Source organism: Pseudomonas cerasi, assembly GCF_900074915.1.
Taxonomy (GTDB): Bacteria; Pseudomonadota; Gammaproteobacteria; order Pseudomonadales; family Pseudomonadaceae; genus Aquipseudomonas; species Aquipseudomonas cerasi.
In genome coordinates this window covers 71,979-92,628 of the sequence record NZ_LT222313.1, presented here as the reverse complement: position 1 = coordinate 92,628, position 20,650 = coordinate 71,979, and the positions used below count along the sequence as shown (strand labels likewise).

The following is a 20,650-nucleotide window of genomic DNA, read 5'->3' as shown; positions in this document are numbered from 1 at the left end:
GCAGGGTCAAGCTGAACGAGTCGTTCATGCCTGCTATACCAGGAGGGAGTTCAGGTTTGCACCGCTGATGGGAACATAGGCTTGCGATTCAGCCGGTCTCCACCGCCGGTGGGAATTCGCTGTAGGCCTTTCACAGGTTGGACCGATGATCAGAAATGATGCGCGATTACTTGTAGTTACTTGCGAAAGGGCCCAGAATTAGCGTAGTAACAATGTAGCTACAAACAGCATTGAAAGGTGATATTATGACAGCACTACTGAAAAGTACCGACGTGCGTTGCCGCATCGAAGAAGATTTGAAAGAGCGAGCTACTGCAGTGCTGAGCGCTTGCGGCCTGAGCCTGAGCGATGCGATGCGTCTCTTTCTTCGTCAAGTTGTGGAAACCAGGGGGCTCCCTTTTGAAGTGAAGGCGCCTTCCGAGAAAACGGCTCGAGCTTTGGCTCAAGCCCGTGAGATCCGCAGTCGGTTCGACTCGATTGACGAATTGTTCGAGGATCTAGATGGCAAAGAAGCCCGCAAGACCGGCAAATCTAAAGCGCGCCCCGTTGCCAAAGAGAACGGCGTACACGCCTGAATTTAAGAAATCATGGAAGCGGCACAATGATGCCGGCCGGCAGCCTATGACCGAAGCCAGGGATGTAATGAGAATGCTTTGGGAGGGTGATACGTTGCCGGCTCAGTACCTAGATCACGAATTGCAAGGCGAATGGGCGGGTAACCGAGAATGCCATATCCGAGGAGATTTCTTACTGGTTGTCACCGCCACTGTAAAAATGACCCCCTAACGCCAACCTAGAATTGACCCCCCTGGGTAAAACTGGCGGCTTTGAGCTGCCAATATGTTGACCCAGGAGCAGTCTGTGGAAATTAAAGTGTTGGCCCGTCAGGGCCATGGCATCAAATTCATCGCCCGTGAGCTGGGTATTTCGCGTAACACCGTGCGCAAGTACCTGCGAAAGGCCCGGTCGCTACCCAGTGACAAGGTGAGACCCGCACGTCCGTGCAAAATCGACCCCTTCAAGGACTACCTGCACGAGCGTATTGAGGCGGCGCGCCCACACTGGATTCCGGCGACCGTCCTGCTGCGTGAGATCACGGCATTGGGGTACAGCGGCGGCGTCAGTCGTCTGAAGGCTTATATTCGCCCCTTCAAACGTAAGGCAGAAGAGCCGGTGGTACGTTTCGAGACACTGCCCGGCAAGCAGATACAGGTGGACTTCACCACCATTCGACGAGGCCGTCAGCCGCTTAAGGCGTTCGTGGCGACACTTGGTTTTAGTCGAGCAAGCTTTGTCCGTTTCTCCGAGCGAGAGGACAGCGAAGCCTGGCTGACAGGGCTTCGGGAGGCGTTCGCTTACTTTGGCGGCGTGCCCGAGCAGGCATTGTTTGATAACGCCGGAACCATCATCACCGAGCGAGATGCTTTTGGGGAGGGCCAGCACCGTTGGCATCCCCGATTGGCTGCGCTGGCCGATGAGTTTGGTTTTATTCCCAAGGTCTGCCGCCCTTACCGTGCCCAGACCAAGGGCAAGGTTGAGCGCTTCAACGGGTATCTGAAGGGCAGTTTCATTACCCCGTTGGCCGCTACGCTCAAGAGTGCGGGTCTGACGCTGGATGTGGTGACGGCCAACGCACATATCGGCCAATGGCTCGACGAAGTCGCTCATCAGCGGATTCACGGCACGACGGGTGTTCAACCGGCGGTACGTCTGGCCCAAGAGCAGCAGGTACTATTACCACTGCCAACACAGAGCCTGCGCCCGCAACCCGCCCAAGGCCTACGCCTGGGACGGGTCCTGCCGTACGAGAGCTTGCAGCATCCGCTGTCGGTTTATGAGCAACTGCTGGAGGTGAGAGCATGAACCTTCAACATGCTCGCCTGACAGAACTATGCAAGGGGCTAAAGCTTGAGCGCGTCGGGGTGGACTGGCCGCACCTGGCCCAACAAGCAGCAAGCGGCGAAGACAGCTTTGCCGACTTCCTCGAAAAGCTGCTGGCTGCCGAGACCGATGCCCGAAGTGAACGCTCTCGACAGGCCCTGCTGAAAACTGCCGCGCTGCCCGCTGTGAAAACGCTGGAGCAATACGACTTCGCGTTTGCCACCGGCGTCCCCCGGGCACAGCTCCAGGAGCTGGCAGCACTGAGTTTTGTTGGACGTGCCGAGAACATCGTGTTCCTGGGGCCTAGTGGTGTAGGCAAGAGCCACCTGGCTATCGCCCTGGCCTACCGGGCAGTGATGGCCGGTATCAAAACCCGCTTCGTCACGGCGGCTGACTTGATGCTGCAACTGACCGCTGCGCACCGCCAGGAACGGCTCAAGGAATACTTCAGTCGTGTGGTGATGGCCCCTGGGTTGTTGGTCATCGATGAAATCGGCTACCTGCCGTTTGGTCGTGATGAAGCCAACCTGTTCTTCAATGTTGTCGCCAAGCGCTACGAGCAAGGCAGCCTGATCCTCACGAGTAACTTGCCGTTTACCCAGTGGGCCGGAACCTTTGCGGATGATCAAACACTGACAGCGGCCATGCTGGACAGGCTGTTACATCATGCCCATATCGTGCAGATGACAGGTGAAAGCTATCGACTCAAGGACAAGCGCAAAGCAGGAACCAAATCTTCTCGGGCCGAACCGGCTCGAAAATATGAACCCGAGGGGGGTCAAAACTAAGTTGGCGATTTAGCACGGAAGGGGGTCACTTTTTAGTTGGCGTTGACAACTGGTCTACCAGGTTACGAAAACAGATGTGATTTTTGTTGATATAGGCACTCATGCAGAGCTGTTCAAATGACCCCGCTGCGGCGGTTTCTTTATGCCTGTGGAATGGCCCGCGAGCGCACCATGACAGCAGACCGGAGCAGGCCGACTCGCGATCAGTGTCGGAATTAGCAATCAACGGAACCACTTTAGGCCTATCTGTGCGGTGCAATGCCGCCTTATGACGTTTATGACAGCTTGCCTAAGATTTTGGCTAGATTCGTCATCACTTGTCGCTACATTTGTTCAGTTACGTCCTCAATCTATTTTGTCACCAGTTGTAGCTACTAAAAATGTCAATATAGGGTATACCCCAAGTGACACGGAAATCAGCACGACCAGATTTCAGCTTTGCGGACTTAAAGCACACCCAATTTGATACAATCATTAGACTACACCCAAAATGAGACGGATCTACTGATGTTCATTCGTGCATACCTTCGAGCATCGACCGATGACCAGGACGCAAGTCGAGCGCGCGATTATTTGGAAACGTTTGTCTCCGGCTACGGCAAGGCCATCGCATCGTGCTATATGGAAAATGCCAGTGGCAGCCATGCCGACCGCCCGGAATTAATCCGACTACTCAAAGATGCTCGCCGAGGTGACGTGCTGCTGGTGGAAAGCATCGATCGGCTGTCGCGGATGGATGACCAGGCTTGGCGATCCCTCAAAACAGCAATCGATAACCGAGGCATACGGATCGTCTCTGTGGATCTGCCTACCAGTCATCAAGGCATGACGGCCCAGTCGGGGGACGAGTTCACCGACCGCATGCTGGCGGCCATCAACTACATGATGATCGATATGATGGCCGCGATTGCCAGGAAGGACTATCAGCAAAGAAGACTGCGCCAGGCACAAGGGATTGAGAAGGCAAAAGCTTCAGGCGTCTACAAAGGCAGACCCGTAGACGCAGAGCTGCGTAACCGAGTGCGTGAGCTGCTGGCTGCAGGTCTCGGGATCCGCGCAGTAGCGAGGCACGCTGCGTGTTCAACTACGACCGTCATGAAGGTCCGCGACGAGCTGGCGCAACGTTAGTCGGTTAAGGCCAATAGGTGTAGCGGCTTGCAATCGAAAACAGCCGTACTCGCAATCAGCGCAATTTTCGGCTCAGATTAACTGCGACTGACGGAGCCGTCTGGCTCAGATTAATTGCGAGCGAGCTTGCATTCAGCCGCATCGACTTGCATTCCATCGTTTCCGGCTCACATTAGCTGCAACTGAACCCGCGCCGGTTAGCACGTCCAACAAACGAGGGTTTGTTGGACAAAAACCGCGCTCCAGGCGCAGGTATGGTAGGGCTTGGGTGACGGAGTCCAGCAAATCTGTATATATTTCAACGTCCAGAAAATGTGTATTACCACGAGTTTCTGCACGCACATTCAGTTGCAAAAAGCGTGAGCCGGGCAACCTGCAATTTGAGCTGGTCGCAAATATCGTGAGCTGGAATGCAGATAATCTGAGCCAGCGGCACCGGATACATGCAAATAATCTGAGCCGAAAAAGGCGCTGATTGCGAGCACGCGTGTTTTCCAACGCGAGCCGCTACACCTACCAAAGCTGTATTTTGCGCAGATGGCCAAAGCCTTTCTAAACGTCGATCTGTTCCGTTGCGTGCTGTGTGGCGCGCGGATGGTATACACGGCGGCACTCAGCGGGCTGACGGTGCAGGGACTGATCCTCAACGCTCAGGCGATCGCGCAGATGAGGTACGTGAAGCCCTGACAGGGGGAAGGTGCGTCCGCACCTAGGCTCAGCGGTAAAATAACCTGAGTTAATGCGGATTGATAGGTATTTTCACTGCATAAGTAACGCATCAGCGTCTTCCTACGCATCGCTTTGAAGGCATGACGCCTCCGTCATAGCGTCAGCCGGATGCATAGGCATTTTGAAATTCCTATGCATCAAGCCTTTCCTTGAGAGGCTCAATGGCTCATGACTTTTGAGCCGCCTGCCTGACGACTTGCCTATGCGCGAGATTGTCTATACCAAACCCGCGACCTTTAATTGAATTACTGAAAGGCTCGTTATAAAGCGTGTCGTCCCATTGTTCCGGCATTCCATGGGAAGCGACACCAAGATTCACTTCAAGCATCGAATGGTGGCTGTCCTGACCGAAATAGGCATAGCAGGCATACCGCACAAGCTCTTTCAGGTTCTGCTCACTCTCAATACCCAGGCTTTTCAAACAAGCCGGTGCCAGAAAACGCGCAACAGCGACCATGCGCGAAGCGGTACCGGACGGGCCGGCGATAATAGGCTTTCCAGAAACTTCAGCACGCTTTGCGAAATCGCTGCCCGGTTTTACACTCCATACACTGCTGCCATGGCCTCTCAGAACCTGCAGATCAGATTCCTCAGGCAAACCCTTATCGAAGCCCACTTTCGTTTGGGCAGACGGATGATTAACCGGATTGTGACGATGAAAAGCCAACTCACGTGCACTGATCAGCGTCTGGCTAAGATTTGATGCCGTTTCATACCGGGCTTTGCCAATTTGTTCACGACTTTCGCTAGCCCGTGCAGCCCACCCTGACATGACATAAAGATCGCCTTCACAAGCCTTCAGATAGTTGAGGTCTACCCCACCGTCGAGCTTTTGCTGCAAGGCTGGATCGTTAACCACTCGTTTAAGCAAATGTTTAAAGTTGTTACTGAGCATAAGGTTAGTGAACAGTGTACCTTTCTCTCGAAGCGTCCCGACGCGACTGGTGGCCCGGATAGCTGCCGCATTCCAACCAACACTCCCCATTACATCAAAGCGCGGGCTGAGCACTCCACTGCCGTGTCGATTACTGTCATGAGGGCGAGAGACTGCCTGGACGATTTCGGCCCACCCCTTAACCTCCCCATGAGCCCTGACAAAAACGTCTGTCAACGTGTCAACCAGCGCGCTTATTGTCATTTTCGCTGCCGGGTGGTCGGCAATGTGTTCGATGACTGCTTTTTCGATCTTGCTGTTACGCTGGATTTCGCTGCAAACCGGCTGGGATTTCTGCGCCGAAGTTTCCGTTCCCGCATCCACGACGAGATTTGTACTGGGTATCGAGTGATTGCTGACTGTTTTCATCATATGAGTCACTCGTCAGAGCTCTCTGCGATCTCGTTCAAGTGGACGTGCCACCTATCGTCCTGCTTGTGCAGACCGGTTACTTTGAAAGGCGTCAGGGGCGGGATGAGCGCTTCGTCCTCGTATGGGTTTTTTGAAAAGGGACCTATATTGACGGCTGATGAGGACTGCAGATGTAACGTGACATCGGAAGTAAATTCTTCTGTAACATCCATTCTAGTCGATGTGCTCATGAACGCGTCATCACGATAAGTATTACCCGGCTTGAAGCGACTCATAACTTCACCATCATCCATCTTTTGCTTGATGCCTCTATGCAGCTGACCAGACACCTGATAATCAGGGTATTGAGCAAGTTTGGCCAAACCGCTATTCATTGCCTCGACAACAGGCGCGACATCATTTTTCGGGGCATACCGCAGATGATGGTTGATCGGTCTGTAAAGACAACTCGTATAGAGATGGATCGCAAGAAATTCATCGTCTGAAAAGCAATCACCAAAAGGGTGGCTGTCTTTTTCATCAAGTGCATTTTTGATCATGCTGTTTGGAGGCTGAATATCTTGGGCTATTGACTTTGGTTGACTTTTAAGTCGCTTTTTCTCTTGTGTGATCACTGAAGACAGCGCCTGCTTCATCAGCGTATCAGAAAGCCTAGGAGATGGTCCTTTTCGGGGGTTCGTGCGATATTTCCCCTTTATATTGCTAGCATAGTTCTGGCTTAATATTTGTTCATGACTGAGAGAAAGCATCGTCCCAGAAGCACTGGGCACTGGTGTGGACGAACCAGATGCATGTTGAGGGCTAATAGGCGGACTATACACATGATTGGAGCCAGAAGTACCACAAATATTACCCATAAATAAAATCACTCACTTAAAGTTTAAAGAAACGCTGAACAATTAACACGTCCGCGCCGTTCTCGTTTTTCAAGCCGATTTTTAAATCGAACGAGCTTACCTTGCTTTTCTGGGGACCAATTTCTGCCCTCACTCTGCTGATTTGCGGGCCAACCCACTCAGCAGTCCTTTGGAGAGGACTTCTGCGCTGAATCCGTTGGGGTGTTTGCAGAAGATGTGGAGCCGGATATTTTCATAGCAACCTCCTTTTATCTATCGGCGTCCCTGATCGTGCCTAAAGTTTTCGATTACCTGCTTGATCTGTTCAGCAAGCGCTTGGGCGTTTTCGAGCGCAAGCAACAGGGTATCTGCCCCGTTCCCGCCAAGGTCATGGGTGTAGCGAAGACACAACGTGTTTTGCTCGACATCAAGTGCTATACATGCGCTCATCGTGTGGACAGGAGACAGGTTCAGGTGCAATGCAAGCGCCAGCAGACGTCCGTCGTGCTCGGGATCGACACGGCTCAAGGTACAGATAGCGAAAAGCGCGTCGCCGTCAGTAGAGGGAACCAGAAGACTGGCTTGCTTATCCTTGCCTTGCCACAGTAAATAACCGTCGTCGCGCAAGGCCTGCAATGCCGAAGTATCAAAGCCCAGGGTCTTCAGGCTGTGCTCAAGCAGACCATTAACGGATGTGCGCATGGTGTGAATACCTTTAGGTTCGAATGAGCACTTGGTGGCGTGAACCTCCGTAAGGTTCCAGGCCACGTGAACTTGGGGTCCGGGGAGCAATGGAACAGGGAAGTCAGTTAAGGCCTCCCACCATACAAACAGCCGGCTGCCTCGTTAAATCTTGTCCGTAAGAGGGTGGTCAGGTGGAGTGCAATTACCCAAGCGTAATAGGTCTCGTCAGGATTGAACATATCCCCATGCTCAGCGTAACGGCCTCGATCCACGATGACGACGTCACCAAAAAAATACCGGCGCTCTGCATGTTGTCGCCTTCCACTTTGACCAAATATGAGCTGAAAACGCCATCCTGTGGCTGAGCTGGACACCATCCGATAAACGGTTAGTAACCCTAATCAACTGTTTCATATGATAATTATCGCTTGTAACGGTTAACAGCGTTCCGGAACAATTGCAATCGACCAGGCCAAACACCGGCGTTGGCTTATTACTCAAAGCTCGTGACGCCATGTCTCACAACGCCCCATATCGACAGTTCTTCGCCTTCCAGGATATGCCGAGGCGGATAGGCGGGGTTGGCTGACTTCAGCACGACATGGTCACCCTGCAGGATGAGGATTTTGCACAGCGGCTCGTTGTTCACGGCAGCAATGACAATGCTGCCACTGGACGGTTTTCTGGATCGATCCACAACAACCAGGCTGTCATGAAAAATCTTTGCACCCTCCATGCTGTCGCCATCGATCTTGGCCACATAGATGTGAGGCGCACGTAAATCCATCAACCGGTCGAATGAGAAGTCCTGCTCGATGTGGTCCGCAGCAGGATTAGGAAAACCGGCGGGGATTTTAAAGGTGTAGAGGGGGCGAATAGAGAAAACGGAAAAAATCGTACGCTAGCGTGAATTTTGTCAGGTTGAGGTCCTAGAAGTTGACGGCGATCCGTCAGGAAATACAGTAAATGTCCTAGTCTGACCCGGTGCCGGTGAGCGGCCTGACGCCGGGTTGAGGTGTACTTCAATCGGACACAGTCCAGGCTGCACGAGGGCCTGTCCCATGTCGGAAGTGCTTACCGTACGATTTTTTCCGAATTCTGCGGGCTCCCCTTCTTTACGCGTCTCGGCCATGGAGCCTATCAGCCCTCGAATTTTTCACACCTCTGGCCTGTTGCCGTTCGCTCAACCAAATAGTGAGTTTTTAAACATAAACTCAAATGAGCAAATGAACTTCCCTTACTAATCAGGTAGTTGGGCCACAAAATCGCTCAATACCTCTTTGATACTCCTTCCCTGCTTCGTCGCATAAAGCTTTAGCTTCATGTGTTGCTCCCGATCCAGGTCAAAATTGACTCGAACCGTCGCAGGCTTATCAGCCAAGCTTGCCAAGGTGGTTGCCTTCGAGCTTCGCGCGCTTGGCCGGCCGGCACTCAAAGCACCTTTTAATTTTTCACTCATAAACTCATTAGCTCCTTTGCTCAAAAAAGTTTTTGTTTTATCTCGGTCATCAGCGCGCGAATTTCCTTCGCACCGTCACTTTCTGGATCGCTATCGAGAATGGTCGTGCCTTGAGCGGCAGTGCCTGGGTAGCTCACACGCTGAGTGATGCGCGACTCCAGTACAGGGAGGCCATAGCCGGCCAACGCTTCCGAAATCTCTGCACCTATCCGCGTACCCTTGATTGCACGCGACACGACAAATGCTGCCTGCAAGGCACCATCCGTTACTTCTATGCGCTGTTTAACCAAATCCACGAGGTCTGCTGTAGCCCAAATGTCATACGGGCTCGGTTGCACTGGGATCAAAATAAAGGAGGCAGCTTTGATGGCTGAGATAGCCAAGTCTGCTGCCTGGGGTGCCCCATCGATAACAACAATATCTTTGTGCCCGATCGCCTTTAGATCGCGGTCGATGGTAGGGCGGTCGATACCAACAACCGTCACAGGGTTGTCATCAAGCACCGCTGCCCAATCACGAGCGCTTCCCTGGGGGTCTGAATCCACCAGCAGCACACTGGACCCATCCAACTGGAAAGCGCGCGTCAGGTGCGTGGCGATTGTCGTTTTCCCTGAGCCGCCTTTCTGGTTCAACACCGCAATGACTCGCATGAAACCTCCTGAGTAAATGATTTTATGTGCTTTTACTCAAGCGAGTATACCAGTAACTCAAACAAGTAAAAGCTCATAAACTCATAAATTTATTGCCTCCAGATGCGCTATTGTTGGCCCAGCGTGAGCCAACAATCATTTTTATGAAGAAGGCTTCAGAGCTTTAAAAGCTCGTTGAGTCATTGGGTGTCACCGCCACTGTAAAAATGACCCCCTAACGCCAACCTAGAATTGACCCCCCTGGGTAAAACTGGCGGCTTTGAGCTGCCAATATGTTGACCCAGGAGCAGTCTGTGGAAATTAAAGTGTTGGCCCGTCAGGGCCATGGCATCAAATTCATCGCCCGTGAGCTGGGTATTTCGCGTAACACCGTGCGCAAGTACCTGCGAAAGGCCCGGTCGCTACCCAGTGACAAGGTGAGACCCGCACGTCCGTGCAAAATCGACCCCTTCAAGGACTACCTGCACGAGCGTATTGAGGCGGCGCGCCCACACTGGATTCCGGCGACCGTCCTGCTGCGTGAGATCACGGCATTGGGGTACAGCGGCGGCGTCAGTCGTCTGAAGGCTTATATTCGCCCCTTCAAACGTAAGGCAGAAGAGCCGGTGGTACGTTTCGAGACACTGCCCGGCAAGCAGATACAGGTGGACTTCACCACCATTCGACGAGGCCGTCAGCCGCTTAAGGCGTTCGTGGCGACACTTGGTTTTAGTCGAGCAAGCTTTGTCCGTTTCTCCGAGCGAGAGGACAGCGAAGCCTGGCTGACAGGGCTTCGGGAGGCGTTCGCTTACTTTGGCGGCGTGCCCGAGCAGGCATTGTTTGATAACGCCGGAACCATCATCACCGAGCGAGATGCTTTTGGGGAGGGCCAGCACCGTTGGCATCCCCGATTGGCTGCGCTGGCCGATGAGTTTGGTTTTATTCCCAAGGTCTGCCGCCCTTACCGTGCCCAGACCAAGGGCAAGGTTGAGCGCTTCAACGGGTATCTGAAGGGCAGTTTCATTACCCCGTTGGCCGCTACGCTCAAGAGTGCGGGTCTGACGCTGGATGTGGTGACGGCCAACGCACATATCGGCCAATGGCTCGACGAAGTCGCTCATCAGCGGATTCACGGCACGACGGGTGTTCAACCGGCGGTACGTCTGGCCCAAGAGCAGCAGGTACTATTACCACTGCCAACACAGAGCCTGCGCCCACAACCCGCCCAAGGCCTACGCCTGGGACGGGTCCTGCCGTACGAGAGCTTGCAGCATCCGCTGTCGGTTTATGAGCAACTGCTGGAGGTGAGAGCATGAACCTTCAACATGCTCGCCTGACAGAACTATGCAAGGGGCTAAAGCTTGAGCGCGTCGGGGTGGACTGGCCGCACCTGGCCCAACAAGCAGCAAGCGGCGAAGACAGCTTTGCCGACTTCCTCGAAAAGCTGCTGGCTGCCGAGACCGATGCCCGAAGTGAACGCTCTCGACAGGCCCTGCTGAAAACTGCCGCGCTGCCCGCTGTGAAAACGCTGGAGCAATACGACTTCGCGTTTGCCACCGGCGTCCCCCGGGCACAGCTCCAGGAGCTGGCAGCACTGAGTTTTGTTGGACGTGCCGAGAACATCGTGTTCCTGGGGCCTAGTGGTGTAGGCAAGAGCCACCTGGCTATCGCCCTGGCCTACCGGGCAGTGATGGCCGGTATCAAAACCCGCTTCGTCACGGCGGCTGACTTGATGCTGCAACTGACCGCTGCGCACCGCCAGGAACGGCTCAAGGAATACTTCAGTCGTGTGGTGATGGCCCCTGGGTTGTTGGTCATCGATGAAATCGGCTACCTGCCGTTTGGTCGTGATGAAGCCAACCTGTTCTTCAATGTTGTCGCCAAGCGCTACGAGCAAGGCAGCCTGATCCTCACGAGTAACTTGCCGTTTACCCAGTGGGCCGGAACCTTTGCGGATGATCAAACACTGACAGCGGCCATGCTGGACAGGCTGTTACATCATGCCCATATCGTGCAGATGACAGGTGAAAGCTATCGACTCAAGGACAAGCGCAAAGCAGGAACCAAATCTTCTCGGGCCGAACCGGCTCGAAAATATGAACCCGAGGGGGGTCAAAACTAAGTTGGCGATTTAGCACGGAAGGGGGTCACTTTTTAGTTGGCGTTGACATATAAACATAGTATCTACAATGCCAGCTCAAAAGCGCGCCGCATTGTGGCTCGATCCACTGACAGGTACGGCTTCGAATGGTCAAGGCAAGCATGGCCTAGAAGGATCTGGACCATCTCTACATCGCCGGTCGCGGCGAGTACCTTCGCTGCTAACGTGCGTCGACCGCTGTGTGACGATCCGCCCTTGATCCCCGCTTGACGATAAAGGCGGCTGAACGTCTGTTGCAGGGTGTCACAGCACCTGTATACCTCCGGCCCGCTGTCCAGCATGCGATGCTTGAATGCAAGCTCAAACGCTTCACCCTTGTGGCTGAGAATGAGCTTTGAGCTTGGACGTAGGCCGCGAAAATCGTCAGATCCAGCCCCCCCCCCAGCCACGCTGCAATCGCACGTCCAACCAACGCTTTAGGGCATCGATGCACCTGGCATGCGTGAGGTAAACGTTTCTGGCACGCGCGCCTTTTGTGATCGCTGAAGACAAGTGCACTTCTGAACGCACGGATCCAGATGGATGTAGCACGTTGGATATTTCAAGCTGGGCTAGTTCTGTTACGCGCAAGCCAGTTGTGTGAGTGAGCCAAAGCAGCAGCACGTCCCGTTCTGGCATTCGGCCTGTCACCGAAGCCACTCTTATGAGGTGTTTGAATTGACCAGGTCGTAGGGATGTTGCACGACGGATCTTGGCTGTCATGGGACTCTCTATCAGGATTGGCGAAAATTCGCTGTCGTTCCAAAGAGAGTCAGCAGGGGGCCTCCGAAAAAGCCTAACACCAGTGATTATGCGGTGTTATAGGAAAATGCTACCGCGCCTGCGGCTTGGTGGCCGGTGACAGCCAGCGCGACACGTCACCCTGTCCATCACCAGCTCCAGGTAAGGCTCATCACATGTCCACGGTCAGCCGATCTGCCGGGTACTGGTTCATGAACGCTGCGCTCTGCTCCGGCCGTGCGCTCAACCAGTCCGCATACGAACCCTTGGGCAAAATCACGACCATGCGCTTTTCATCCTGGGGCTTGTGGTACGCCTTCATGAAGTCGTGATCATCTGTATTCACGGTCAGCATGGTGTAACTGTGCAGGATCTGCTCGGTGACCGGATCGCGCCACTGTTCCCACAGGCCCGCAATGCCCAGCAGCTCGCCGTCTGCACGGGCTATACGCGTGGCAATTGCCTTACCTGATCGCCAGTCCGGTTCGTAGATGGCCACCGCAGGGATGATGCAGTGTTGGGCGTGACGCCAGGCATGACGAAATGAAGGTTTCTCGGCCACGGTCTCTGATCGAGCATTGTACGTGTGTTTGGCAAATTTGCTGTTCTTGCTCCAGGACGGGATCAACCCAAAGGAGCCGGTCAGCACTTCCATGGTTGCAGAAGAATCGTTGTCACCTGCCCGGCCGTCTGGGCGGCGTAGGAATGGGCCGATGTAGCCAGGCCACAGCTCGACCCCAAACGCTTCAGCGACCTGGTGGGGTGACGGTGCTTCGTAATGGCTGCACATAGAGCCTCACTGGAACGTGTAAATGTCCTAATGGGAGACGCCGCCCTGCCCTGCCGTTCCATTTAATCGACTGGTTACAGCCTAATGCCAGAAACGATAAAGGGTGCCTCAGACACCCTCTTCGTACTAGATCCGAAAACCGCTCAGCTTCGCCTCGGTTCGCCTTGCACGAACACCCTAGGGCAGCCAATCCCGCAAAGACACCCAAAAGACCTCATAAGAATCCCTTAAAAGCATTAAAAGGATATCCTTATGGAATCCTTTTAAACTCCAGCATCCAGTAACCGCCTCACCGCAATTTTGATCAATGCTGGTCGAGACAGGCCCAGTTGCTTACGGGCAGCATCAAATTCAGCCAATAGCTCAGGCTCAAAACCTACTTGGAACATCTCTCGCTTGCCTCTGATGTTCTTCTTAGCCTTGCTATCGGGAGCGGTGGCCGCTGCTTTAGCCGCGACCTGACTTGACTCTCGGTCGGCGCTCGCCGGTTTAGGTGCTCTTTGAATGATCGCCATTATATATTTTCCTGATACTTAAAAAATACCCTAATAATACTTCAAGGATACCATAAGGATATCGTAAAAATATCCTTATGGTCATTTCTCAAAACAGTGCAGCTAAGAGCGCATCAATTTCCTTAACAGCTTTGAGGTCTTTGGGTTTCATTTCACTGACTGCAAGGCCCAAGGTCGATGCAGCGGCTATTGATTTACGCCTGGCGATACTCAAATCAATCAATGTCAGTTGAGGGTAGTTTTCAATGGATTTGCGCGTGCCAATGTTGTCGCTTGAGTATTTTTTTGGCTCAGCCATATTGAGATAGGCATAGATGGGAAGAGGGTTGTCACCACGTAATGCCTGGATTTCGATGATCAGAGGCACCAACTCATCTTCAAGCGCGTCAAGCTCGAAATTTCCAGGAGCAATAGGGACAAGCATCACATCCGCGATCATCATCGCGTGCCGAAAAGCGCTGCTATCGCGACCGCCCGCATCAATGATGATGTCGTCGTACTTATCTAGCTGCCTCAACACTTGAGTGCGCAGTTGCTCACCGTCAGGGTAAGCCACCAAGGTAACGCTGGGTGTGAGACCTGCTGCATCGCGACGATCAATTGCCTTGGATGAGGATGACTGGCGATCACTGTTGACCAGCAGCACGTCCTTACCCTGCAAGGCTCGCCCTACAGCCACCTGCACAGTGTTGGTAGATTTCCCAACACCACCTTTCGTATTGCCTATAACAATGACTGACATGGTTTTTCCCTTAACCCCATAGGATGATGAAAAGAATATCCTTTTGATACCTATTGTCAAGCAATAGGACATTAAATAGATATCCTTAAACGTATTAGGAGCGTGAGGCTATTCAGGGGTTAGGGGAGAAATAACGGCAATAGGTACCACTTTTTGGGAGCCCTGCTGGAGGATATTCATAAAAGCTTCAGCTACACAGGGGACCGCAATCTCCCTGGCGAACCACAACAGCAGTGGCCGGTGTTCGGGATTGGCCAATTCAGCAATCGGCAGGCTTCGGAGGGTGGTGTAGGTGGTATATTCTTTAAGGAGCATATTTTAGCCATGACAGGTTTGATGTGTTCCAAGCTGGGGATGGTTACAGCCATGCCCCGGCATCCTTTTTAACGCTGGTTTTACGCCATAAATGCCAATACAGGGATGATGTCCTGCGGGGCTCGCCCCGTGAGCACCAGGAAGTGTCGCCAGACGCCATAAGGCACCTTCCTTACTCCCTGCTTGTAATCACGCACGCGCCGATCAGACGAAAGCCCCAGTAGCTTGGCTAATTTTCCATCTGTCCCGTGCTCTGGGAAGCATCCCTGAAAATGTCGGAAATAAGCTCCAACAATTTCAGGAGAGGGCGGTTCCCACCCTTCATGCTCGCGTAGCAGGTGCGTACGGCTATACAGGCTTTCGTCCAGTTCCGACTGTCTTGGAAGCCTGGGCGCATTCAGATTAGCTTTCAGTTGCTTAATACCTTCCTCGGCGGCAGCTTGAAAAATAACCTCTTGCTGCTTGGTAACGGACGACAACGGTATGTCTATTCTCATTCCTCATTCCTCAATTTCATCGAAGAAGTGGAGGCCTTATGGCCCCCGTCTTCACCGTGGTGACAGCTCGATGCTTCGAACGTCTGAAACACGGATATTGACCAGACTCAGTGTCCCTGTGGCTAACTGCTTCCAATGCCCCGACTGGTGAACGTGGGTAAGGGCGTAGAACAGGTAGTCCGGTAACAACAGATCAGTTCGGTCTATTCGGATTCCGATATGTTCTGGATTGAACTCTCGTACCGCTTCGCCGCAATGTTCTGCTGAGCCCCTTCGAACAATCCAGAAGTGAGCCTCTGGAAAATTCGTCCGGATGGTCGCCACCGCAGTTAGTTTCATCTCGTTCTCCGCTGGCGGCATGACTAGCCCCCTCAGAGTCGAGTGGCTTTCTGCATGCCACCAACAGCAACCATACTAGGCGCATTGCGCCTATATTGCAACATTATTTAGGCTCAATTCGCCTATCGAACGACTCGCTTTAGTGTCGTCAATAAACTACAATGCCATCCATGACGACGATAAAACAGACCTCTACCTATATGGCTTGGGAACGCAGGCTTAAAGACCAGAAGGCCAAAGCTGCAATTGCCGCTCGTATTTTTAGAGTTGCAAATGGCCTGATGGGTGATGTCTCTCCAGTAGGACAGGGCGTTAGTGAGCTACGGATACACGTTGGCCCTGGTTACCGTGTTTATTTCCAGCAGCGAGGCGATGAACTGATCTTGCTGCTGTGCGGTGGTGACAAGAGCAGCCAATCCCGAGATATCGAAACAGCCAAGAAACTGGCTGATCAATGGTGGCAAGAATGAAAGAACAAATTTTCGATTACGACCCAGCAGCAGCCCTTGACGGTCCTGAAGCAATCGCGATTTTTATCTCTGATGCCTTTGAGACGGGGGATGCGGAGTACATCGCGAAGGCTATGGGGGTTGTCGCAAGGGCCAAAGGGATGACCGAGCTTGCGCGCGAGACAGGTCTGTCTCGAGAGCAGCTTTATCGGTCGTTCAGTAGCAAGGGCAATCCAACCTTAAAAACCATGTTGACGGTAATGAGAGCCCTGGGCGTGGATATGACAGCTCGAATGCACTGATCCCCTGACCCAAATTTTAGGGTCAGGGGATCAATGGAACAGAATAACCGTGAACGAACACCGGATTGACTTGGTCACTTAGCCTTTACAACCCAGAGCTGATCAAGCCGCGTCGTGTAGCTCTGGCTCATTTGCTCACGCCGCATTCCCCAATCTGGAACGACTGGTACTGACCCTGTACGCAGTGTCCCACGTCCCCACTTGCCGTTGATCATGTCCAACGCAGCCATCAGCCGATCTGAGCTCATCGGCTGACTGGCAGCGAACAGGTCATCGGTAAACTCGCCTGGCTGACAAATATCCATCAGCAGCACTTCCGCTTTGCTGTACCTGAAGCCTGGTCGAAAAATCCGCGAAACCGCCTCGGTCGCGTACTGAGTCATCAGCCGCACATCGTTAGTGGGGTAGGGGAGCCCGCAGAATTCGGAAAAAATCGTACGGTAAGGGGTTGTAAGCCGGAATCCCAGAAATTTCCGTCATGGGCGGGAAGCCAGTACTGGTGCGGATTGACGCCAAACAGTTGATTTCCGATGCAGCCGCGCCAAGCGAGAAGATGGCACCTTTCCATGGGTAAAACGTGTACGTAAAACCATGTCGGGTAGAAGAACCAGCCGGAAACCAAGCCTCAGACGTTTTCCGACGGAATTTTCGGCGATTCCGGCTTATACCCCCGTCACGGGGTTCTCACTGCCAGTTGGAACCGTTGGAGCCTATGCGCCCACGAAAGAGGTGCGTTTGTTCATAGGATCCAATTCATGCAGAATCATGTCATTACTTCCCGAGGCGTCATACCTTTGTCGAGAGGGGGTTCAGCCAGCGATCTCGAGCCTGCCTATGCGCAGTTGACTCCCGAAGCCTATCGACACGCGGTTACGAAATTCAAACAAGCGCTGACTACACCGGAGCGGCCGACCGGTGAACCCGTGTTCCTCTATGACCGCACACCAGGCGAACTGGAAAATTTCCGTTCTTCGGACAGTTTTATTCTTCCCCCTCACCTCAATCAAAAAGGCTGGGACACGCTGCACATTTCCGGCAGTGCCAGTATCGCCAGTTTGGAGCAAGTGCAACGCTTGCATGCCACCCCGAAAGCCCCGTCGTGGTATTGGATGTACGAGAAGAATCTCACGCGATCGTTGGGGGCTATCCATGTACTTGGCGACTGGGCAACAATTGGGCGAACGTGGGTAAAAGTCGCAATGCCGTCATCGCCGATGAGCAATCTCGCATCGCTGCGCTCAAGCAGCAGCCAGCAGTCGAGATCATTCATCGCAAGGATGCCAAACACGGGCTGGAGAACCCTCGTAAGGTAGTGTTGAAGAACCCGGATATCTCCAGTGAAGAAGACTTGGTGAAGTCCGCTGGTGCGGATTACCTGCGTTTGATGGTGACCGACCACATGGGCCCGCGTTCGGAAGACATTGACCTATTCCTAGCCATGGAGCGCGCGTTACCCGAGCACGGTCGGGTACATATCCATTGCGGTGTCGGGCAAGGCCGCACAGGCATCTTCATCGCCATGCACGACATGCTCAAGAACGCTCACCACGTATCGTTCCATGACCTGATAGAACGCCAACTCGCGTTCAATCCAGGTCGCGCGCTGGATTTCAACAAGGATGTCACCCACGAAGGCCGCGCCAACCTGCGCAATGACCGCTTGGAATTCATTTCGCTGTTTTACGAATACGCCAAGCAAAACCCGAAAGGAGCGGCCCGCTCATGGTCAGAATGGCTCGCTGACCCGAACACCCCTCTCAACAACGCTGACTGACTTACGCTAAGCATTATGCTAATGCCGTGCTCCTATAAGTTGGTTGTCAGCCAGAACCCGAGAATGGGGTCTGTTCCATTGCTCCCAGCCCCAAATCAGCCGAAAACGGGGAGGCCGCAGAATTCGGAAAAAATCGTACGCTAAGTGTAGCGGCTCGCGTTTGAAAACACGCGTGCTCGCATTCAGCGCCTTTTTAGGCTCAGATTATTTGCGTGTATCCGGTGCAGTTGGCTCAGATTAACTGCATCCCAGCTCACGATATTTGCGACCAGCTCAAATTGCAGGTTGCTCGGCTCACGCTTTTTGCAACTGATTGTGCGTGCAGAAACTCGTGGTAATACGCCTTTTCTGGACATTGAAATATGTACGGATTTGCTGGACTCGGTAACCCCAGCCCTACCATGCCTGCGCCTAGAGCGCGGTTTTTGTCCAAAAAACCCTCGATTGATGGACGTGCTAGCCGGTGCTGGTTCAGTTGCAGCTAATGTGAGCCGGAAACGATGGAATCCAAGTCGATGCGACTGAATGCGAGCACGGCTGTTTTCGATTGCAAGCCCCTACACTTAGCCCTTTGGCTGTGCAGCGGCCCATTGGATATAAGCGCTTTCGATCAACCACGTAGCATCAGCGGCTGTGGGTACAGGATTGAGCGCTATGTGAGCCAGCTTTTTTTCTATCCACGTCAGCAGTGCGGTACGCCCTGCTGGACAAGGCATTAGATCACGCTCCAAATGGTTGGCAAGCTCTGAGATAGCCACATCGCGCTCGGCACTTTTTGCAGTCATCGCAATTTTCCTATGCATGGACCGGGGCATTGCCCTCTGAAGCGGTGGGTGTAGCATTACGGAGACAGCGCGGCTGGCCGGGGTCTACGCCCCCGCAGCGCAGCATGTCGGCTTGTCACCCTGTCAACTTTATCTGAAAGGAGCATACTCATGCGTAAACGTACTGCGCTACTGCGTTTTGATCCAGCGCTTGCCTCATTGCGCGATGGCATTTCGGCAGTTCAACGGATTGGTACCACGCTCTGGATCGCCAACGATGAAACCACGAGCCTTGAACGGCTGACCGTTAGAAATGCTGCGCGAGGCGAGGTGATATGTGATGAGCACCGATCATTTTCACTAATCAAGTATTTAAAGTTACCTCTACCAAAGTCGGATGCGGAGATCGATATCGAGGGGCTGGCCTATGATCACGGCACGGGTTACCTCTGGCTGGCCGGCTCACATAGCCTGAAACGCAAGAAGGCCAAAGCCGACGATTCCTCGCAGAAGAACATCAAGCAGCTATCGACGGTAGAGGCGGATGGCAATCGTTATTTGTTGGCCCGCATCCCGGTGGTTCAGGAGGGCGACAGCCATGTACTTACCAAAAAGGTGGATACCGATGCTAGAACAGCAGCACAGCTAAACGGTAACGAATTCGGCAATGACTTGATCAAGGAAATTGCAAAAGACGATCAACTGAAAGACTTTCTGCTGATCCCGAGTAAGGACAATGGTTTTGACATCGAAGGGCTGGTAGTCATCGGCTCGCGCCTGTTGTTAGGGTTGCGTGGTCCGGTACTCCGCGGTTGGGCCATCGTGTTTGAGATCGAGCCCGAACTGAGCAAGGACTCGACTGATACGCTGGTGCTCAAGAAGATTGGTCCAGATGGGCGCAGATACCGTAAACACTTCTTCGAGCTGAATGGCCTGGGTGTGCGTGACCTGTGCATCTCTGGTGACGACCTGCTGATTCTGGCGGGGCCGACAATGGAGCTGGACGGTCCGGTAAAAGTCTTTCGCTGGCACGGTGACTTTGCCGAAGAAGAAAGCGTGATTTTCTCGGACCAATTGGAGATCGTGATGGAGGTGCCTTTCGGGCAAGGCGTCGATCATGCCGAGGGCATGTGCATCTTTGGCACCGGAGAACAGGCCGGTGATGAGCTGTTGATTGTTTACGACGTTGCCGCGCAGCGTCGCAAGCTTGGTGACACAGATGTAGAAGCGGACTTGTTTACGCCAAATCAGCTTTAAAGACTTGGCGAAATCGGGGTTTGGGGAGCAACGGAACCGTAAACGCACTTAAGAAGTGGTTAGATGTAGCGGCTTGCAATCGAAAACCCGCGGGCTCGCATTAATTGCGACTATCAGTAGCCGCTGGCTCGGATTGCCAACGACATGCGCAATGTCGTCGCACGTTTCAAGCTGGTTGGCTGATCAGACCGGCACAAAATGCCGAAATTTCCGTCACGGGGTCTCACTGCCAGTTGGAACCGTTGGAGCCTATGCGCCCACGAAAGAGGTGCATTTGGGGAGCACGCAGAATCCGGAAAAAATCGTACTACAAGGGCTTCCCCATTGAGCACAAGCCCAATAGTTTCTGTTTGACTCCGCTGCATGTGCCGGATCGACGGAAAGAAGGTGAAGGACTGCGGTACTACAAACGGTCATCTTGAGCTGATCGCTCGGACCCTGATGAAAGACGCACGTGAGGGCCTCGTTCGCTAATCGGGACTGAATTTCCCATACGATTTTTCAGGTATCCCTCACGCAGGTCCAACCCGCTTCACATCAACGACGGCAGTGCACATTGATCCTTTTATCCGCTCATGATCCTCG

Annotated in this window: 24 protein-coding genes and 3 pseudogenes; 13 read left to right on the top strand and 14 right to left on the bottom strand. The window is 53.3% G+C overall.

Annotated elements, in window-relative coordinates; translation table 11 throughout:
* Positions 1-245 precede the first annotated feature (245 nt).
* The 6 genes and pseudogenes from PCPL58_RS00490 to PCPL58_RS00465 all read left to right on the top strand — a co-directional run.
* Complete coding sequence (locus PCPL58_RS00490; RefSeq protein WP_003381772.1) at positions 246-575, top strand: type II toxin-antitoxin system RelB/DinJ family antitoxin; 330 nt, start codon at positions 246-248, stop codon at positions 573-575.
* Positions 502-786 carry a type II toxin-antitoxin system YafQ family toxin gene (locus PCPL58_RS28575; protein WP_083188269.1) on the top strand — a complete coding sequence of 95 codons (285 nt, stop codon included), beginning with the start codon at positions 502-504 and terminating at the stop codon, positions 784-786. The genes PCPL58_RS00490 and PCPL58_RS28575 overlap by 74 nt, the downstream gene beginning before the upstream one ends.
* A gap of 54 nt (positions 787-840) precedes the next feature.
* Positions 841-1,863, top strand: a complete 1,023-nt coding sequence (gene istA / locus PCPL58_RS00480) for an IS21-like element ISPsy4 family transposase (RefSeq protein WP_002551322.1) — start codon at positions 841-843, stop codon at positions 1,861-1,863.
* Entirely contained in the window at positions 1,860-2,669 is an 810-nt protein-coding gene (gene istB / locus PCPL58_RS00475; protein WP_005741073.1) for an IS21-like element ISPsy4 family helper ATPase IstB, read from the top strand. The genes istA (PCPL58_RS00480) and istB (PCPL58_RS00475) overlap by 4 nt, the downstream gene beginning before the upstream one ends.
* A gap of 507 nt (positions 2,670-3,176) precedes the next feature.
* Positions 3,177-3,797: a recombinase family protein gene (locus PCPL58_RS00470; RefSeq protein WP_005747119.1), complete on the top strand. Its 621-nt coding sequence runs from the start codon at positions 3,177-3,179 to the stop codon at positions 3,795-3,797.
* 519 nt (positions 3,798-4,316) lie between these two features.
* A pseudogene (locus PCPL58_RS00465) lies at positions 4,317-4,484 on the top strand (IS91 family transposase); the annotation flags it as partial.
* 208 nt (positions 4,485-4,692) lie between these two features.
* On the opposite strand, the gene PCPL58_RS00460 reads toward PCPL58_RS00465, so the two are convergent.
* From PCPL58_RS00460 to parA, 6 genes are all read right to left on the bottom strand, one after another.
* Positions 4,693-5,832 (bottom strand): hypothetical protein, encoded by a 1,140-nt coding sequence (locus PCPL58_RS00460; protein WP_060402230.1) that lies wholly within the window; start codon positions 5,830-5,832, stop codon positions 4,693-4,695.
* Between the two features lie 5 nt (positions 5,833-5,837).
* On the bottom strand, positions 5,838-6,581 hold the full coding sequence (locus PCPL58_RS00455; protein ID WP_162273801.1) for an ADP-ribosyltransferase domain-containing protein: 744 nt from the start codon (positions 6,579-6,581) through the stop codon (positions 5,838-5,840).
* A 360-nt stretch (positions 6,582-6,941) separates the two neighbouring features.
* Positions 6,942-7,370 carry a CesT family type III secretion system chaperone gene (locus PCPL58_RS00450; protein ID WP_005783154.1) on the bottom strand — a complete coding sequence of 143 codons (429 nt, stop codon included), beginning with the start codon at positions 7,368-7,370 and terminating at the stop codon, positions 6,942-6,944.
* A gap of 475 nt (positions 7,371-7,845) precedes the next feature.
* Entirely contained in the window at positions 7,846-8,247 is a 402-nt protein-coding gene (locus PCPL58_RS00445) for a LexA family protein (protein ID WP_057443138.1), read from the bottom strand.
* A 345-nt stretch (positions 8,248-8,592) separates the two neighbouring features.
* Positions 8,593-8,811 carry a plasmid partition protein ParG gene (locus PCPL58_RS00440; RefSeq protein WP_004666922.1) on the bottom strand — a complete coding sequence of 73 codons (219 nt, stop codon included), beginning with the start codon at positions 8,809-8,811 and terminating at the stop codon, positions 8,593-8,595.
* Positions 8,812-8,831: 20 nt separating this feature from the next.
* Positions 8,832-9,461: a ParA family partition ATPase gene (gene parA, locus PCPL58_RS00435; protein ID WP_004666923.1), complete on the bottom strand. Its 630-nt coding sequence runs from the start codon at positions 9,459-9,461 to the stop codon at positions 8,832-8,834.
* Between the two features lie 272 nt (positions 9,462-9,733).
* Between parA and istA (PCPL58_RS00430) the strand changes: the two genes are divergently transcribed.
* Together istA (PCPL58_RS00430) and istB (PCPL58_RS00425) are read left to right on the top strand one after the other, a co-directional pair.
* A complete protein-coding gene (gene istA, locus PCPL58_RS00430; protein ID WP_002551322.1) occupies positions 9,734-10,756 on the top strand; it encodes an IS21-like element ISPsy4 family transposase in 1,023 nt (340 codons plus the stop codon).
* A complete protein-coding gene (istB, locus tag PCPL58_RS00425; RefSeq protein WP_005741073.1) occupies positions 10,753-11,562 on the top strand; it encodes an IS21-like element ISPsy4 family helper ATPase IstB in 810 nt (269 codons plus the stop codon). The genes istA (PCPL58_RS00430) and istB (PCPL58_RS00425) overlap by 4 nt, the downstream gene beginning before the upstream one ends.
* Before the next feature lie 402 nt (positions 11,563-11,964).
* Here istB (PCPL58_RS00425) and PCPL58_RS32505 read toward each other — a convergent pair whose 3' ends face one another.
* From PCPL58_RS32505 to PCPL58_RS00405, 4 genes are all read right to left on the bottom strand, one after another.
* Positions 11,965-12,219 carry a tyrosine-type recombinase/integrase gene (locus tag PCPL58_RS32505; RefSeq protein WP_414860599.1) on the bottom strand — a complete coding sequence of 85 codons (255 nt, stop codon included), beginning with the start codon at positions 12,217-12,219 and terminating at the stop codon, positions 11,965-11,967.
* A 274-nt stretch (positions 12,220-12,493) separates the two neighbouring features.
* Entirely contained in the window at positions 12,494-13,111 is a 618-nt protein-coding gene (locus tag PCPL58_RS00415) for an SOS response-associated peptidase (RefSeq protein ID WP_065348578.1), read from the bottom strand.
* A gap of 263 nt (positions 13,112-13,374) precedes the next feature.
* Complete coding sequence (locus PCPL58_RS00410; RefSeq protein WP_003348789.1) at positions 13,375-13,626, bottom strand: ribbon-helix-helix protein, CopG family; 252 nt, start codon at positions 13,624-13,626, stop codon at positions 13,375-13,377.
* A gap of 88 nt (positions 13,627-13,714) precedes the next feature.
* Positions 13,715-14,368, bottom strand: coding sequence for an AAA family ATPase (locus tag PCPL58_RS00405; protein ID WP_044322644.1), 654 nt, complete (start codon positions 14,366-14,368; stop codon positions 13,715-13,717).
* Positions 14,369-14,521: 153 nt separating this feature from the next.
* Between PCPL58_RS00405 and PCPL58_RS30395 the strand changes: the two genes are divergently transcribed.
* On the top strand, positions 14,522-14,755 hold the full coding sequence (locus tag PCPL58_RS30395; RefSeq protein ID WP_134931282.1) for a hypothetical protein: 234 nt from the start codon (positions 14,522-14,524) through the stop codon (positions 14,753-14,755).
* 8 nt (positions 14,756-14,763) lie between these two features.
* Here the strand turns inward: PCPL58_RS30395 and PCPL58_RS00395 are convergent, their stop codons facing one another.
* Entirely contained in the window at positions 14,764-15,180 is a 417-nt protein-coding gene (locus tag PCPL58_RS00395) for a hypothetical protein (protein ID WP_044322716.1), read from the bottom strand.
* Positions 15,181-15,231: 51 nt separating this feature from the next.
* On the bottom strand, positions 15,232-15,519 hold the full coding sequence (locus tag PCPL58_RS31795; RefSeq protein ID WP_041924941.1) for a hypothetical protein: 288 nt from the start codon (positions 15,517-15,519) through the stop codon (positions 15,232-15,234).
* 170 nt (positions 15,520-15,689) lie between these two features.
* Between PCPL58_RS31795 and PCPL58_RS00390 the strand changes: the two genes are divergently transcribed.
* A complete protein-coding gene (locus PCPL58_RS00390) occupies positions 15,690-15,989 on the top strand; it encodes a type II toxin-antitoxin system RelE/ParE family toxin (protein WP_044322659.1) in 300 nt (99 codons plus the stop codon).
* A complete protein-coding gene (locus PCPL58_RS00385; protein WP_003407168.1) occupies positions 15,986-16,270 on the top strand; it encodes an addiction module antidote protein in 285 nt (94 codons plus the stop codon). Before PCPL58_RS00390 ends, PCPL58_RS00385 begins: the two co-directional genes overlap by 4 nt.
* A 74-nt stretch (positions 16,271-16,344) precedes the next feature.
* Here PCPL58_RS00385 and PCPL58_RS00380 read toward each other — a convergent pair.
* Positions 16,345-16,683 (bottom strand): annotated as a pseudogene (locus PCPL58_RS00380) (DUF4113 domain-containing protein); the annotation flags it as partial.
* Positions 16,684-17,025: 342 nt separating this feature from the next.
* Between PCPL58_RS00380 and PCPL58_RS28560 the strand changes: the two are divergent.
* Positions 17,026-18,044: pseudogene (locus PCPL58_RS28560) on the top strand (phosphatase domain-containing putative toxin).
* Positions 18,045-18,607: 563 nt separating this feature from the next.
* Here PCPL58_RS28560 and PCPL58_RS00365 read toward each other — a convergent pair.
* A complete protein-coding gene (locus tag PCPL58_RS00365; protein WP_004666801.1) occupies positions 18,608-18,829 on the bottom strand; it encodes a hypothetical protein in 222 nt (73 codons plus the stop codon).
* Between the two features lie 150 nt (positions 18,830-18,979).
* Here PCPL58_RS00365 and PCPL58_RS00360 point away from each other — a divergent pair, with 150 nt between their 5' ends.
* Positions 18,980-20,065, top strand: coding sequence for a DUF3616 domain-containing protein (locus PCPL58_RS00360; protein ID WP_002556026.1), 1,086 nt, complete (start codon positions 18,980-18,982; stop codon positions 20,063-20,065).
* Positions 20,066-20,650: the final 585 nt, after the last annotated feature.